General features: G+C 63.9%; 13 protein-coding genes. 6 read left to right on the plus strand and 7 right to left on the minus strand.

From position 1 onward, the window contains the following. Positions 1 to 6: 6 nt before the first annotated feature. Positions 7 to 261, minus strand: coding sequence for a BolA family transcriptional regulator (locus K3557_RS11795; protein WP_129371454.1), 255 nt, complete (start codon positions 259 to 261; stop codon positions 7 to 9). A gap of 108 nt (positions 262 to 369) precedes the next feature. Between K3557_RS11795 and K3557_RS11800 the strand changes: the two genes are divergently transcribed. The 6 genes from K3557_RS11800 (at position 370) to K3557_RS11825 (ending at position 7,622) form a co-directional block, all read left to right on the plus strand. Continuing rightward, positions 370 to 993, plus strand: a complete 624-nt coding sequence (locus K3557_RS11800; protein ID WP_259994054.1) for a J domain-containing protein — start codon at positions 370 to 372, stop codon at positions 991 to 993. A 259-nt stretch (positions 994 to 1,252) separates the two neighbouring features. Further along, positions 1,253 to 1,621: a BLUF domain-containing protein gene (locus K3557_RS11805; protein ID WP_259994056.1), complete on the plus strand. Its 369-nt coding sequence runs from the start codon at positions 1,253 to 1,255 to the stop codon at positions 1,619 to 1,621. 391 nt (positions 1,622 to 2,012) lie between these two features. Continuing rightward, on the plus strand, positions 2,013 to 2,999 hold the full coding sequence (gene cobS / locus K3557_RS11810; protein ID WP_129371456.1) for a cobaltochelatase subunit CobS: 987 nt from the start codon (positions 2,013 to 2,015) through the stop codon (positions 2,997 to 2,999). 194 nt (positions 3,000 to 3,193) lie between these two features. After that, positions 3,194 to 5,071, plus strand: coding sequence for a cobaltochelatase subunit CobT (cobT, locus tag K3557_RS11815; protein WP_259994058.1), 1,878 nt, complete (start codon positions 3,194 to 3,196; stop codon positions 5,069 to 5,071). Positions 5,072 to 5,415: 344 nt separating this feature from the next. Then, entirely contained in the window at positions 5,416 to 7,206 is a 1,791-nt protein-coding gene (locus K3557_RS11820) for an aminopeptidase P family protein (RefSeq protein WP_259994060.1), read from the plus strand. Positions 7,207 to 7,280: 74 nt separating this feature from the next. Beyond that, on the plus strand, positions 7,281 to 7,622 hold the full coding sequence (locus K3557_RS11825) for a DUF427 domain-containing protein (protein WP_259994062.1): 342 nt from the start codon (positions 7,281 to 7,283) through the stop codon (positions 7,620 to 7,622). Positions 7,623 to 7,846: 224 nt separating this feature from the next. Here the strand turns inward: K3557_RS11825 and K3557_RS11830 are convergent, their stop codons facing one another. From K3557_RS11830 to ftsZ, 6 genes are all read right to left on the minus strand, one after another. After that, positions 7,847 to 8,038 carry a hypothetical protein gene (locus tag K3557_RS11830; protein WP_259985801.1) on the minus strand — a complete coding sequence of 64 codons (192 nt, stop codon included), beginning with the start codon at positions 8,036 to 8,038 and terminating at the stop codon, positions 7,847 to 7,849. A 208-nt stretch (positions 8,039 to 8,246) separates the two neighbouring features. Continuing rightward, on the minus strand, positions 8,247 to 9,929 hold the full coding sequence (locus K3557_RS11835) for a chloride channel protein (protein WP_259994065.1): 1,683 nt from the start codon (positions 9,927 to 9,929) through the stop codon (positions 8,247 to 8,249). A gap of 103 nt (positions 9,930 to 10,032) precedes the next feature. After that, positions 10,033 to 11,682, minus strand: a complete 1,650-nt coding sequence (gene recN, locus K3557_RS11840) for a DNA repair protein RecN (protein WP_259994066.1) — start codon at positions 11,680 to 11,682, stop codon at positions 10,033 to 10,035. Between the two features lie 27 nt (positions 11,683 to 11,709). Next, entirely contained in the window at positions 11,710 to 12,558 is an 849-nt protein-coding gene (locus K3557_RS11845) for an outer membrane protein assembly factor BamD (RefSeq protein ID WP_129371463.1), read from the minus strand. Positions 12,559 to 12,795: 237 nt separating this feature from the next. Beyond that, positions 12,796 to 13,731 carry a UDP-3-O-acyl-N-acetylglucosamine deacetylase gene (gene lpxC / locus K3557_RS11850; protein ID WP_134829503.1) on the minus strand — a complete coding sequence of 312 codons (936 nt, stop codon included), beginning with the start codon at positions 13,729 to 13,731 and terminating at the stop codon, positions 12,796 to 12,798. A gap of 212 nt (positions 13,732 to 13,943) precedes the next feature. Then, complete coding sequence (ftsZ, locus tag K3557_RS11855) at positions 13,944 to 15,644, minus strand: cell division protein FtsZ (protein ID WP_259994067.1); 1,701 nt, start codon at positions 15,642 to 15,644, stop codon at positions 13,944 to 13,946. Positions 15,645 to 15,677: the final 33 nt, after the last annotated feature.

Raw genomic sequence — 15,677 nt, forward strand, 5'->3', positions numbered from 1 at the left:
TGGTGCCTAGACCCCGATATCCAGCGCCAGCGCGTGAATGCGCGGCACGATGCCTCCCAGCGCCTTATGCACCGCGCGGTGCTGCGCCACCCGGTTCATCCCCTCAAACGCGCCGGCGCGGATCATCACCGCAAAATGGCTCTCGCCCGAGCCATCGTCGCCTGCATGGCCTGCATGTTTATGGCTTTCGTTCACCACCTCCAGCGCGCTGGGGGCAAAGGCCGCCTGCAGCGCTGCTTCCATCTCTTTCTTCACGTTCATTTTCCGCTCATCCCCATAATTTTTTCGGCGCGCCCCCTTCTATCTGGCGCACCTTAGACTAAACTGCTGCCTCCGAGTCGAACAGATGCGTCTAGAAGGTGCGCCCCCATGAGCAAGTCCGATCCCTTTGGCTTTGATATGTCCATCCGCTCAGCCAAAAAGAAGAATCCGCGCGGACGCCGGGCCGCCACCGGCGCGTCCGAAACCTCCGTCCGTGTCTGCGACAAGGACGGTTGCGAAGAAGCCGGCAAGTTCCGCGCGCCCAAGGCGCCGGATGTGCTGGATGATTTCTACTGGTTCTGCCAGGAGCACGTGCGCGAATACAACAATGGCTGGAATTTCTTTGAAGGCACCACCGAGGCCGAGCTGAACGCGCAGCAGTCCAAGGACAAGGTCTGGGAGCGCGAGACCAAGCCGATGGGCGACCCCGAGGCCCGCGCCTGGGCCCGCCTCGGCATTGAGGACCCGCATCAGGTGCTTGGTGTCAACGCAACGCAGAACCCCGGCCGGGCTGCCAAGGCGGGCCGCCGCCTGCCGCCCACCGAGCGCCGCGCGATCGAGATCCTGGAAGCCAAGGACGACTGGACCAAGGCCGATATCCGCAAGTCCTATAAGAAGCTGATCAAGGTGCTGCACCCCGACATCAACGGCGGCGACCGCAGCCAGGAAGAGCAGCTGCAAGAAGTCATGTGGGCCTGGGACCAGATCAAGGACAGCAAAAGCTTTAAATAGGCAGCCGGAAAACGGATGCGCAAAGAGCGGCCTGGGGCCGCTCTTTTTTTGCCGAAGGCGGCCCCAAGCCACGGCATGGCAGGCGCCAAGGGTCAGACAGCTATCCTTTGGGTCAGGCGGCCGCGCTTTTGCGGCCGCCACAGCGGGGTTTCTATCCTTCTGCAGGCAGGCGGAGCGAGCATTTCCTTCGTAAATTGATTTCACCAAATCCGCTTATGCCAGCAGCCTCAGCGGCACCCGCCCCAACAGGAGACAGCCAATGCACCGCCTCACACTCACCGCCCGGTTGACCGAAGGTTCCAGCCATCAGCAGATCGCCGAATTCATCAGCCGGAACCGCCCGGCCTTCCGCGATACCGGCGCCACCGGCATGATGATCCGCAGCGGTGAACAGGTGCATTTCATCCTGGAAGGACCACAAGCCGCCTTGCAGAACACCGTCGGCCAAGCCAAATCCAGCCCGCTGTTCGCGTCCGCCGGCGTCACCAGCACGATGCCAATCAGCTGCCGCGCTTTCGAAAAAATCTGCCTGGCCTATGCGAGGCCAGAAAACCTCGGCGACGGGATGCGGCGCGAAATCACCCTGCTGACCGGGCTGGAGTTCACCCCGCAGGCCCTGGCCGCCTGACGCCCTGCACCGGCCGGCCCGCGGCCCCTGTCACGGCAAACCGCCTCAGGCCAGGCTGCTATGGGCGGTCTTTCGCCGAAACGTTAAGATAGACTTTTTATTTCTTTGACGTGTGCTGCCACGACCGGTTACCCAAAAGACGTGCCGGCCGCAGCCTACCCCCCCAAAGCTCAGCAAGAGCCGGCAAAACGCGCCCCCCGCTGCCCGGCTGGGGGCGCTGTGCGTCAGATGGGGCGCTGCCCGCCCGCCCCTTGCCCCCGTCCAGATCCGGAACAATCACAGCCTCAGCTGGTTTCTGGCGTTACTTTCCCTTGCCCTTGCCCGCCAGATCAGGCACCAATCCCGCGAATTGACCCCTGACAGCAGGGATGAGGGATAAGGATCGACTGCGATGACCGACGGCTTTGTGGATATGGATGCGAAACCGACCGAAACAGTTTCGGTGCGCGATGTGTTCGGGATCGACACCGACATGACCGTCAAGGGCTTTGCCGAGACCTCGGACCGGGTGCCGGCAGTGGACCCCACCTACAAGTTTGATCCGGAAACCACGCTGGCGATCCTGGCGGGCTTCAGCCACAACCGCCGGGTGATGATCCAGGGCTACCACGGCACCGGAAAATCGACCCACATCGAACAGGTCGCGGCGCGCCTGAACTGGCCCTCTGTTCGGGTGAACCTCGACAGCCACATCTCCCGGATCGACCTGATCGGCAAGGACGCGATCAAGCTGCGCGACGGCAAACAGGTGACCGAATTCCACGAAGGCATCCTGCCCTGGGCGCTGCGCAACCCGGTTGCGATTGTGTTCGACGAATATGACGCGGGCCGCGCCGACGTGATGTTTGTGATCCAGCGGGTGCTGGAGCATGACGGCAAGCTGACCCTTCTGGACCAGAACGAGATCATCACTCCGAACCCGTTCTTCCGCCTGTTTGCCACCGCCAACACCGTTGGCCTGGGCGACACCACCGGGCTTTATCACGGCACCCAGCAGATCAACCAGGCCCAGATGGACCGCTGGTCGCTGGTCTCGACCCTGAATTATCTGAGCCATGATGCCGAGGCTGCAATCATCCTGTCCAAGGCGCCGCATTACAACACCGCCGAAGGCCGCAAGACCATCAGCCAGATGGTCACCGTTGCCGACCTCACCCGCACCGCCTTCATGAACGGCGATCTGTCGACCGTGATGTCGCCGCGGACCGTGATCAACTGGGCGCAAAACGTCGAGATCTTCCGCAACGTGGGCTATGCCTTCCGGCTGTCGTTCCTGAACAAATGCGACGAGCTGGAGCGCCAGACCGTGGCCGAGTTCTACCAGCGCTGCTTTGACGAAGAGCTGCCGGAAAGCGCCGCGAGCGTTTCGCTGGGCTGAATGTGACGTGCCGCCCGGCCGTCAGGCCGGGCGGCGCCCGGCCCGCCCCCGTGAAACCGGAGGTTTGCCTCTGGCAAAACGGAGGCGGGCGCTCCGCTTCCCACCCCGCCGGGCCGGGCGCTGCCCTATCCGCAGCTGTCCCACTGGACTTTCCCGAAACGAGGGGGGATGCTCACAAGGGACAAGGTGCGACCATGAAAAAGCCCAACGACAACCCCGCCGATCCGTTCAAGAAGGCCCTGGCCGAAGCAACCAAGGTTATGGCCAACGACCCGGAACTGTCGGTCAGCTACACGGTGGACCCTTCGGGGCTGTCGGGCGGTTCCATGCGGCTGCCGCAGGTCTCGCGCCGGATGAGCCGCGAGGAAGTGCTGCTGGCCCGCGGCACTGCCGATGCGCTGGCGCTGCGGCACAAATTCCACGACGATGCCACCCACGCCAAATATACCCCGCAGGGCGAAATGGCCCGCGATCTCTATGAGGCGATGGAAACCGCCCGCTGCGAGGCAATGGGCGCACGCCACATGCCCGGCACCGCCTCCAACATCGATGTGAAGATCCGCAATGAGTCGATCCGCCGCGGCTATGATCAGATGAAGTCGTCTTCCGAGGCGCCGCTGGCCGCCTCGGCCGGCTATCTGATCCGCCATCTGGCCACTGGCCGCCCGCTGCCCGAAGGCGCCTCCAACATCATGGAGCTGTGGCGCGGCTTCATCGAATCCCAGGCCGGCGGCACGCTGGAAAACCTGGACGAGACGATTGCCGACCAGGCAGCATTCGCCAAACTGGCGCGGCAGGTGATTTCCGACCTCGGCTATGGCGACCAGCTTGGCGATGACCCGGATGAGCTGGACGACGACGCCAACGACGATGCCGAAGACAACGCCGAAGAGCAGGACGATCCGGACAGCAGCGGCCAGGACGATAGCGAGGACGAGCAGGCCGACGCCAGCCCCGAGCAATCCCAGGAACAGCAGCAGGACGAGAGCCAGGCCCAGGTCTCGATGGACGAGATGGCGGATGATGAATTCGCCGAGGACACCGAAATGCCCGACGGCGAAGCGCCGCTGGAGCCGCCCGCCCCGCCGCCTGCGTCAGAGGCCGATCCGGACTACAAGGTGTTTCAGGACGCCAATGATGAGGAAATCGCCGCCGAGGATCTGGCGGAACCTGCCGAACTGGAGCGCCTGCGCGCCTATCTCGACCAGCAGCTGGAGCCGCTGAAGGGCGCGGTGTCCCGCCTTGCCAACAAGCTGCAGCGCCGTCTGCAGGCCCAGCAGAACCGCAGTTGGGAGTTTGACCTAGAGGAAGGCACACTGGACGCCGGCCGCCTGGCCCGTGTTGTCGCCAACCCGACCACGCCGCTCAGCTTCAAGCGCGAAAAAGATACTGAGTTCCGCGATACAGTGGTGACGCTGCTGCTGGACAACTCCGGCTCGATGCGCGGGCGTCCGATTTCAATCGCGGCAATCTGCGCCGATGTGCTGGCGCGTACGCTTGAACGCTGCAATGTGAAGGTCGAAGTCCTTGGCTTCACCACCCGAGCCTGGAAAGGCGGGCTGGCGCGCGAGGGCTGGCTGAACGAGGGCCGCCCGCAGCAGCCAGGGCGCCTTAACGATCTGCGCCACATCATCTACAAGGGCGCGGATGCGCCGATGCGCCGGACCCGCACCAATCTGGGCCTGATGATGAAAGAGGGCCTGCTGAAGGAAAACATCGACGGCGAGGCGCTGGAATGGGCGCACCGGCGAATGACGGCCCGGCAGGAAGCGCGCAAGATCCTGATGGTGATCTCCGACGGCGCGCCGGTGGACGATTCGACGCTGTCGGTGAACCCGGCGAACTATCTGGAAAAACACCTGCGCGATGTGATCGCCATGGTGGAGAAACGCAAACAGGTGGAGCTGCTGGCGATCGGCATCGGCCATGATGTGACCCGTTACTATGAACGCGCAGTCACGATCACCGACGTCGAGCAGCTGGCCGGCGCGATGACCGAGCAGCTAGCCGCCCTGTTCGACAGCGACCCGCGTGCCCGCGCCCGGGTGATGGGCATCAAACGCGCCAGCTGACCTGAACCGCCACGGCAGGGGCGCCCTCCCGCGCCTTTGGCCTGCATCAAGATGCCGTCAAAAGTTTTGGGCATGGCCGCGCGCTGACGCGCGCGGCGGCACCGGATGCACCGCATCCGGTGCTTGGCCCAACGGGGTGAAGGGCATCGCAAGATGCCCTGAGAACGGGCGGGAGCCCTCCGCTTGCCCTGTGCCGCAAGGTCTGCAGCAAACCCATGCTGTCAGGCTTGCCAGCAGCAAGGCGATTTGGGACAAGAAGGGGCGCGCCGCTGCTGCGCCTTTTCATTTGCGCTGCCAGGGCCATCCGCCCCAATCCGCCCCGCCTTTCAGCAGGAGAGATACCTATGTTCCAGACATTCGATGTGACCGCCCGCCCGGAACAGGGCCCGCCGCGGCTGGCGGCCCTGCGCAAGGAGCTGGCAGCCGAAGATCTGGATGGTTTCCTGGTGCCCCGTGCCGACGCCCATCAGGGCGAATATGTTGCGCCCCGCGATGACCGGCTTGCCTGGCTCACCGGTTTTACCGGCTCGGCCGGATTCTGTGCCGCCCTCACGAACATTGCCGGTGTATTTATCGACGGGCGCTACCGCACCCAGGTGAAACGCCAAGTCGCCGCGGATTTCACGCCGGTGCCCTGGCCTGAGGTGCAGCTGGCCGGCTGGCTGAAGGCGCAGCTTCCTGAAGGCGGCAAGATCGGGTTTGACCCCTGGTTGCATGCCGCGGGCCAGATCACCGCGCTGACCCAGGACCTGAAGGGCAGCGGCATCACCCTGGCGCAATGCGAAAACCTGGTGGACCGGATCTGGCAGGACCAGCCCGCACCGCCGATGCAGCCTGTGGCCGCGCACCCTCTTGATTACGCAGGCGAAAGCGCTGCTGAGAAATGCACCCGTCTCGCTAAGGACCTGCACGGTGCGGGTCAGGCAGCGGCGGTCATCACCCTGCCCGACAGCATCATGTGGCTGCTGAACATCCGCGGCGCTGATGTGGCCCGCAACCCGGTGGCGCACGGCTTTGCCATCCTGCACAGTGACGCGCGGGTGGATCTGTTCATGGCGGCGGACAAGCTGGCAGGACTGCAGGATCATTTTGACAGCGCCGTCACCCTGCACCCGCCCGAAGCGTTCCTAAAAGCCGCAGCGGCGCTCAACGGCTCCGTCGCCGCAGACGCCGGCACCGTGCCGCAGATCGTGGCGGACGCCTTAGGCAGCCGGATAGTGCCCGCAGGCGATCCCTGCGCCCTGCCCAAAGCGCGCAAAAACGCAGCTGAAATTGCAGGCAGCGCCGCCGCCCATCTGCGCGATGGCGCGGCAATTGTCGAAATGCTGGCCTGGCTCGACGCGCAGCCCCCTGGCACCATCACCGAAATTGACGCGGTGAGGAAACTGGAAGCCCTGCGCCGCGAAGACCAAGCTCTGCGCGACATCAGTTTCGAGACCATTGCAGGCACCGGAGAGAACGGCGCGGTGATGCACTACCGGGTGACCGAAGAAACCGACACGCGGCTGGAAGACGGGCATCTTTTAGTGCTGGACAGCGGCGGCCAGTATCTCGACGGCACCACCGACATCACCCGCACCATCGCCATCGGCACCCCCGGAGCCGAGGAACGCGACGCCTATACCCGCGTGCTGCAGGGCATGATCGCCATGTCCCGCCTGCGCTGGCCCAAGGGGCTGGCAGGCCGCGATATCGAATGTATCGGCCGGATGCCGCTGTGGCTGGCAGGCCAGGATTTCAACCACGGCCTTGGCCATGGCGTCGGCGCCTACCTCAGCGTGCATGAAGGCCCGCAGCGGCTGGCCCGCACCAGCCACGTGCCGCTGGAACCCGGCATGATCCTGTCGAACGAGCCGGGGTATTACCGCGAAGGCGCCTTTGGCATCCGGATCGAGAACCTTCTGGTGGTTGAACAGGCCCCGGCCCTTGACACCAGCGACGCCGAGCGCGAGATGCTGTGCTGGCGCACGCTCACCTTTGCCCCCATTGACCGGCGGCTGGTGAACACAGCGATGCTGTCAGCCGCCGAGAAAGACTGGCTCGACAGCTATCACCAAGAGGTTTCGGCAAAGACCGGACCGCTGCTCAACCCCGCCGCAAAGGCGTGGCTTGATGCCGCAACCGCCCCCTTGTGACACTGAGGTGTTACATAGGCTGCTACATAGACTGAACCAACGACGACACGCACGAAGAGAATGGAAAAACACGCATGACCACTATCCGTATCCGCAAGGCCGAAGGCACCTGGACCGTCCGCTCCGGCGGCGCTGTACTGGGAGAAAGCTCCAATGCTTTGGAGCTGACAGAGGGCGATATGGATCCGGTCATCTATTTCCCGCGCGAAGACATCGCCATGGCCTTCCTGGACCGCACCAGCAAGACCGCCCAGTGCCAGCACAAGGGCGAGGCCAGCTATTTTTCGATCGCCAACAAGTCGTCTGTCACCGAAAACGCGGCGTGGAGCTATGAAAACCCAAGGGAAGCGGCGGCTGAAATCAAGGGCTGCCTGGCGTTCGTGCTGAGCGATTCTGTCAAGGTTGAACAAGTCTAAGCCGGTTATCCGGGTTGCGGGGCCGTTTCACTGAACGCGCCGCACCCCGTCCGCAGGAGCAGAACATCCCGTAAAAAATCCCCCACCGGTGCCCTGGCGCCGGTGTTTTGCGTTTGCGGGGAACCCGTTCCCGCGGCCAGATGCCCGTTGCAGCAACAGCCGGCCCGGTTCCGCAACAGGAGCCGGAGCCGCTGGGGCAGCTATTGTGCCGCAAACACCGAGGTTCAGGCCAAAACGGCGCGGCTGAGGTTCAGCCTGGCTTCCTCCAGCGCCTCACCTGCGCCAAGAATGTCCGTTTCGCGGGCGCATTGGATCGCATAGTTGATCACTGCTTCCAGCGCTGCCCGTTCGTTTGCCCGTTCGTCTGCCTTGTTGTTCGCACCAGCCTCTTGCGAGCCGATTTCGAAATTGCGCATGATTCCCTACCGTTTGAGTAAGCTAAGCAATAATCCGCTTACAGTGTTGGTTCAGGCGCCATTGCAGGGCAATGGGGTTTTTAACTTTACCTTTACATGTCACCGATATCGCACAGATTTGGGGACGGAATCTGTGTTTTTCCCCGTAACAGACGAGGGATGCACCGGTCGGGATGCGGTGATCAGAGACACAACAGCCCGGTCCCGCTTATCTGTGCTCCTCCGCTGCGGTTGCAGCCAAGGCACGGTTGTAGGCCTTTAACGCATCCACATGGTACAGCGCGCCGATGATTTCCTCCGTCCCGCCCTCCTCCATCATCACTGGAAGAAAGGCCGCTTCCGCCCGGTCGAACACCGGCATAGCAGCCTCCAGCGACGCGGAGGCCCGGATGCACAGCCCTTCCTCAACCAGCGCCTGGCAGTCCTCCAGCGGCGCACAGCGGCCGTCGCCCATCGGGCGCATCACCGCACCGGCGCGGATCAGTGCCAGCAAATAGGCCTGCGGTCCGGCGGCACAATGAATATTGCGCTTTTCCAGCTGGGTCAGGAAGAAAGAGCGGTCCACCAGCCGCGAGGCCAGTGCGGTGGACATCGACACTGACACCATCACCGCCAGGCCGATCTGCCAGTCGCCAGTCAGCTCAAACACAATAAGAGTGGTTGAAATCGGCGCCCCCAGCACCGCGGCGGCAACAGCGCCCATGCCGGCAAAGGCATAAAGCGTGTGGGTACCTGACACATCCGGCAGCACCGCAGTTGCGATCAGGCCAAAGGCCAGCCCGGTCAGCGCACCGATCATCAGCGACGGCGAAAACACCCCGCCGCCCATACGCCCGCCCATAGTGATCGCCACGGCGGCGGTTTTGACTGCGGTGAAAATCACCGCCTGCCCCAGCAGCAGCCCGCCGGTCAGCGCCAGCACGGTGGTTTCATAGCCGACGCCGATGATATGCGGATACCAGACAGCGATCACCCCCAGCATCGCGCCGGAGACCGCAGGCCGCAGCCAGCGCGGCAGATGCAGCCGCTCTTGCACAGTGTTGCCCACTTTGTCGGCAAAGAAGATCGCCCTCATCAGCGCCACCGCCACCAGGCCGCAGATCAGGCCAAGGATCAGAAAGGCCGGCAGCTCCACATAGAACTGCAGCGCACCGGGGGTGTTCAGGGTGAATTCGGTGACATCGCCGTATTCCAGTCGGTTGATCACTGTTCCGGCAACCGAGGCCACCACGATCGGCGCAAAGGCGTTGACCGAGAAATGCCGCAGCACCACCTCCATCGCAAACAGCGCACCCGCAATCGGCGCATTGAAACTGGCCGAAACTCCCGCCGCCACAGCGCAGCCGAGCAAATCACGCCCGGTAATGCCATCAGCGTTGATCCGGTTGCTGACCCAGGTGGAGATCACCCCCGCCATATGCACCACCGGCCCTTCCCGGCCCGTGGATCCACCGGTGGACAGCGTAATGAAAGACGCCAGCGCCGAGGCCAGCCCCTCTTTGTGCTCGACCCTGCCGTCGTGCAGTGCGGCGCCTTCGATCACATCCGCAACCGAGCGCACCCGCCCGTCCGGCGTAAAGCGGTCCAGGATCAGGCCGACCACCAGCCCGCCGCCGGCGGCAATGGCGACCAGCGCATACCAGGGAAGCTCTTGCGCATGGGAATGCAGGTAATCAAGATCCGGCGCGCCATAGACCCAGGCCTGCAATGCCGAGATCCCCTTGCGGAAGAACAGCGCGGCAAAACCGGCAGCGACGCCGATCAGCAGGGCGATCAGCCAGAACTGGAACTGGCTGGGGCCGCGATGGCGCAGCACCCGCCAGATGTCTTTCAGGCCAGCCAGCCATTGCAGGAAAACTGCGGAAAGCGATGAACGGATTTCTTCTACCATAACCTGTCAGCGGGTCTTTTCTTATTTAATGGCCTACAACTGTCATAAGCCAGTTAAAGAACCCTCACCCGCGACAGTTTTCCGGCCGCAGTAATCCGGCTGGTCACCCGGCCAGCAATGCGCGGGCGGCAGCGCGGGCTTCTTCGGTGATAGTATCACCCGACACCATACGGGCAAGCTCATCCACCCGCGCAGTATCGGCCAGCGGCACCACCTGCGACAGGGTCATGCCGTCCACCACCTGTTTGCGCACCTGCCAGTGATGGCCGCCAAGCGCCGCCACCTGCGGCGAATGGGTCACTACCAGCACCTGGCCGCTGGCCGCCAGACTGCGCAGGCGGCGGCCCACGGCATCCGCAGTCGCGCCGCCGACACCGCGGTCAATTTCATCGAAAATCAAGGTCTTGCTGACATCCTCGCCGCGCAGGCAGACCTTCAAGGCCAGCAAAAACCGGCTGAGTTCCCCGCCCGAGGCGATCTTGTTCAAGGCCCCTGCCGGGGCGCCCGGATTGGTGGCAACGGTAAAGGCCACCGCGTCAATGCCCTCGGGCCCCGGTGCGCAGCTGGAAATGCGGGTTTCAAACACCGCCCGTTCCATCTTGAGCGGCGCCAGTTCCGCCATCACCGCCTGATCCAGCGCCGCAGCGCTTTCCCGGCGGGCGGCACTCAGTTGTTCTGCGGCTTGGGTATAGGCCGCCTCGGCGGCCTTCAATGCGGCCTCCTGATCGGCCAAGTCCTGATCGCCGGCATCCAGTGCCGCCAGCTTGCTGCGCAGGGTTTCGGCATAGCCGGCCAGCTCATCCGCCTGCACATCATGCTTGCGCGCCAGGCCGCGAATGGCAAAAAGCCGTTCTTCGCAGTCCTCCAGCTCACCCGGATTGAATTCCAGATAGCCCAGCACCCGCTCAACCCCGTCCTGGGCATCGCCCAGCTCGATCATCGCGCGGCTAAGGGCCGCCAGCGGTTCCTCCAGCCCGGTATCGCTTTCCTGGCTGGCAACACCCTCAAGCCAGCGCTGTGCTTCACCCATGGCCCCCTCGGCACCGTCGCTCAGCAGGGAATGCGCGCGGGTGATGTCGCCGCGGATGCGCTCTGCCGCCTGCATCTGGCGGCGGCGGGTATCCAATGCATCGTCTTCGCCCGGTTGCGGGTCCAGCTTGTCCAGCTCGCCCACCGCATGGCGCAGGAACTCCTCCTCGGCCCGCACCGCATCCAATGCCGCCCGCGTGGCCCCGACGGTCTTGCGCGCCTTGGCCGCGCCGGTCCAGGCCGCCCGCACCGCGGCCAGCAGCCCCTGCACATTGGCATATTGATCCAGCAGCGCCATATGCCCGCGCGGGTTCAAAAGCCCCCGGTCGTCATGCTGGCCGTGCAGCTCCACCAGGGTTTCCGACAGCGCCCGCAGCACCTCGCCCGAGCAGCGCCGGTCGTTGACCCAAGCGGTCTTGCGCCCTTCCGCCGTGTTCACCCGGCGCAGGATCAGCGTCTCGCCGCCCGGCAGGCCGGCCTCTTCCAGAATGGCATGCGCCGGGTGGCCCTTGGCCAGGTCGAACTCGGCCAGAACCTCGCCTTGCGCGGCGCCCTGGCGTACCAGCTCGGCCCGGCCGCGCCAGCCCAGCACAAACCCCAGACTGTCCAGAAGAATGGATTTGCCGGCGCCGGTCTCGCCGGTCAGCACATTGAGACCGGGCTGAAAGTTCAGCTCCAGATGATCAATGATCAGGATATCCCGGATATCAAGCGCGCGCAGCATAGCCCCGCCTCCGTGCAGCAGCAGCCGTTACAACCACTGCCCTTTGACCGTCTGACGGTAGATCTGGCTCAGCCAGTTATTGCCGCGGTCCCGCATTTTAAGCCCGTTTGCAGTCAGCAGCTTATAGCTGCTGTCATACCATTCGGTGGACTGGAAGTTATGGCCCAGAATGGCACCCGCGGTCTGCGCCTCGTCGGTCAGGCCCAGCGACAAATACCCCTCAACCAGCCGGTGCAGCGCTTCGGCTGTGTGGCTGGTGGTCTGGAAATCCTCAACCACCACCCGGAACCGGTTGATGGCCGACGTGTAATGGCCCCGGCGCAGATAATAGCGGCCGATCTCCATTTCCTTGCCCGCCAGATGGTCAAAGGCCAGGTCGAATTTCAGGATCGCCGAGGTGGCATATTCGCTGTCGGGATAGACCTCGATCACCGTGCGCAGCGCCTGCAGCGCCTGGAAAGTCAGGCCCTGGTCGCGGCCCACCTCGTCGATCTGGTCATAATAGCTGAGGGCAAGCAGATACTGGGCATAGGCCGCATCTTCATCCGCCGGGTAGAAATCGATGAACCGCTGCGCGGCTGCGCGGCTGTTCTCGTAATCCTTGGTGCTGTGATAGGCAAAGGCCTGCATGATCACCGCCTGCTTGGCCCATTCGGAATAGGGATACAGGCGCTCGATCTCGGAGAAGTAATAGGCCGCGTCCTTGGGCTGTTTCTGGGCCAGCTCAAACTCGCCGCGCCCATAGATCTGCTCGGGCGTGAAGGCTTCCAGCGACTCGCCTTTCTTGACCGCGCCGCCGTCTCCGCCGCAGCCCGCAAGGGCCGCCATCAGAAGGACCGCGCCGAGGGTTTTGGCTCCCGCCCTGATGCCGTTCATAGTGCCTAACCTCACCGTCTTTAACTTACGGGTGTCCGCCCCGGTTATGCCGTCTCTAGCACATTCAAATGGCGTGCAAAACGCCTTTCGCCACTTCCGCGTTCACATGGCAGAGAAAGCGGGCAATGGTCAAGTCCGCCCTGCTGTTCCTGTCCCCTTCTGCCGCCCTCAGCACAGGAAAAGACCCGGGACACTCACGCCCCGGGCCAGTCTGCCGCTCGTTCCTGGTTTTTTGCCTTATGCCACGCGCCGCTGTTCGGCCGGGATTTCCGACCAGATCAGACCCTGCCCCGGCAGCCGCGCGGTCATCGCTGCATCGCAGGCGACGGCCCGGACCGCGCCCGGCTCCGCAAACAGGGCACGCAGCAATGTGTTGGTCAGCGCATGCCCCGCGCGCTCGCCAACATACCGCCCCAAGATCGGCCCCCCAGCCAGCGCCAGATCCCCCAAAGCATCCAGCATCTTGTGGCGCACAGGCTCATCCGAATGGCGCAGGCCTGCGCCGCTCTCAACCCGTTCTCCGTCAAACACAACGGCGTTTTCGCCCGGCACACCGCCCAGGGCGAGGCCATTGGCCTGCATCGCTTCCACGTCTGCCTGACGGCAGAAGGTGCGGCTGTCGCACAGCTCGCGTGCAAAGCTGCCGTTGCGCATATCCAGAACCTTGCTCTGACGGCCGATGGCGGCCTCGGCAAAGTCGATATGGAATTCAATGCTCAGCCGGTCGCTGGGCAGCAGAGTGGCACGGGCGCCGTCTTTCTCCACTGTCACCGGCTTCAGTACTTCATATGCCATGATCGGCACGCCCAGCCGGCGCACGCCGTATTGCATGATACCGCGCACAAACGGTGCCGAGGAGCCGTCAACGATCGGCACTTCCGGCCCGTCGATTTCGATCAGCGCGTTGTGCACGCCGCAACCGGCCAATGCGGCCATGATGTGTTCCACGGTGGAAACGCTGACGCCGGAGGTGTTGATCAGCCGGGTGCACAGCGGGCTGCGCTCAACCAAGTCCCAGCGCGCCGGAACCAGGGTGTTGCCCAATGCAATGTCGGTGCGCTTGAAGACGATGCCATGCCCTGCCGGAGCCGGGATCAGGACCATGCGTGCAGGCTGGCCGGAATGCAGGCCGGGCCCTTCAAATGCTACCGATGCTTTGAGCGTATTCTGCACGTTGCGCCTCGTTCCACTGTTTCCGGCCTCATGGGACCGTGTTGCGAACGAGAGTTAAGGTTTTGCAAAAAAACCTACAACTCAATCTTTGTAACGGATTGAAACATGGCTGTAACAGATAAGCAAAACACCGCTCAAAATCGCGCAATTGGCTGAAATACAAAAATAAAAAGCCGCCCGAAGGCGGCTTTTGCAATCTGTTTTGTGATCCGTCAGTTTGCTTGGCGGCGCAGGAAAGCGGGGATTTCGATGCGTTCCTGGTCCGGGTCATGCTGCTGCGCCTGCACCGGTTGCTGCTGGGCTGCGGCGGCCGGGGCCTGCATGGCCGGCTGCTGGCGTGCGGCCTGCGGCGGCTGTTTGCCTGCCGGAGCGTCGGCTGTGCCGGTCATCCGGTGGATCAGGGAATTCAGCCCAAAGCGGCGCTGCCCGTCGGGCTGCTGCTGTGCATTCTGCTGCTGTTGCTGCTGCGGTGCCGGTGCGGCCGGGGCCGCCGCCGCACGCGGCTGCTGAACCCGCTGCGCTGCCGCCTGCAGACGCTCCAGCGCTTGCGGCGACGGGGTGCCCGGAGCCGGTGCCCGCGGCGCCACAAAAGCATCGGGCTGCGGCTCGGGTGCTGTTGCCTGCGGGCGGAATTCCGGAACCTGCGGCTGATAGGCCGGCGGCGGCAGGCCGTCGTTGTCCACCAGTTCCGGCTCTTCAAAAATGTCTTCAGCCTGCTCCTGTGCGGCGGCCTGCTGCGCGTTCATCTCTTCGAACAGCGAAGGCTCTTCCAACTGCGCGGCAGCTTCGGGCTGAACAGGCTCCGGGGCCGGGGCAGCCGCGGCTGCGGGCTGGGCAACCGGGGTTTCCAGCTCCAGCGGCGCCGGACGGGTGTCTTCGACACTGACGGTCTGGCGCAGCGGTGCCGACATCGGACGGCGCGGCACCGGCATTTCGGTGTTCACATCCACCGCGTCGATACCGGTGGCAACAACGGAGACCCGCATCTTGCCTTCCATACCGGTGTCCAGGGTCGAGCCGACGATGATGTTGGCATCCGGATCCACTTCCTCGCGGATACGGTTGGCGGCCTCGTCCAGTTCAAACAGGGTCAAATCGTGCGAGCCGGTGATGTTGATCAGCACGCCGCGCGCGCCGCGCAGGCTGATTTCGTCCAGCAGCGGATTGGCAATCGCCTTTTCGGCGGCCTGCACCGCGCGGTCCTCGCCCTCGCCCTCGCCGGTGCCCATCATCGCCTTGCCCATCTCGTCCATCACCGCGCGCACGTCAGCAAAGTCGAGGTTGATCAGGCCCGGGCGCACCATCAGGTCAGTCACGCCTTTGACACCCTGATACAGCACGTCATCCGCCATCGAGAACGCCTCGGTGAAGGTGGTCTTCTCGTTGGCCAGACGGAACAGGTTCTGGTTCGGAATGATGATCAGCGTATCGACAACCTTCTGCAGGCTTTCGACCCCCGCTTCGGCCTGGCGCATCCGCTTGAGCCCCTCGAACTGGAACGGCTTGGTGACAACGCCGACGGTCAGCACGCCCAGTTCCCGCGCGGCCTGCGCGATGATCGGTGCAGCACCGGTGCCGGTGCCGCCGCCCATGCCGGCAGTGATAAAGCACATATGCGCGCCGGCCAGATGGTCGACGATCTGCTCAATGCTTTCCTCAGCCGCAGCCGAGCCCACCTGCGGACGGGCGCCTGCGCCCAGTCCTTCGGTCACCTTCACACCCAGCTGGATACGGCTCTTGGCCGAGGCCTGTTGCAGCGCCTGCGCGTCGGTGTTGGCCACGACGAATTCAACGCCGTCCAATTCCTTGGCAATCATGTTGTTGACGGCGTTGCCGCCGGCCCCGCCGACACCAAATACCGTGATCTTCGGCTTTAACTCTTCTTGCCCGGGCATCGAAAGATTCAACGTCATGCTCATACCGCCTGTGTTACCCGCCCTTCCCGC

Source organism: Leisingera sp. M523 (assembly GCF_025141335.1).
GTDB lineage: Bacteria > Pseudomonadota > Alphaproteobacteria > Rhodobacterales > Rhodobacteraceae > Leisingera.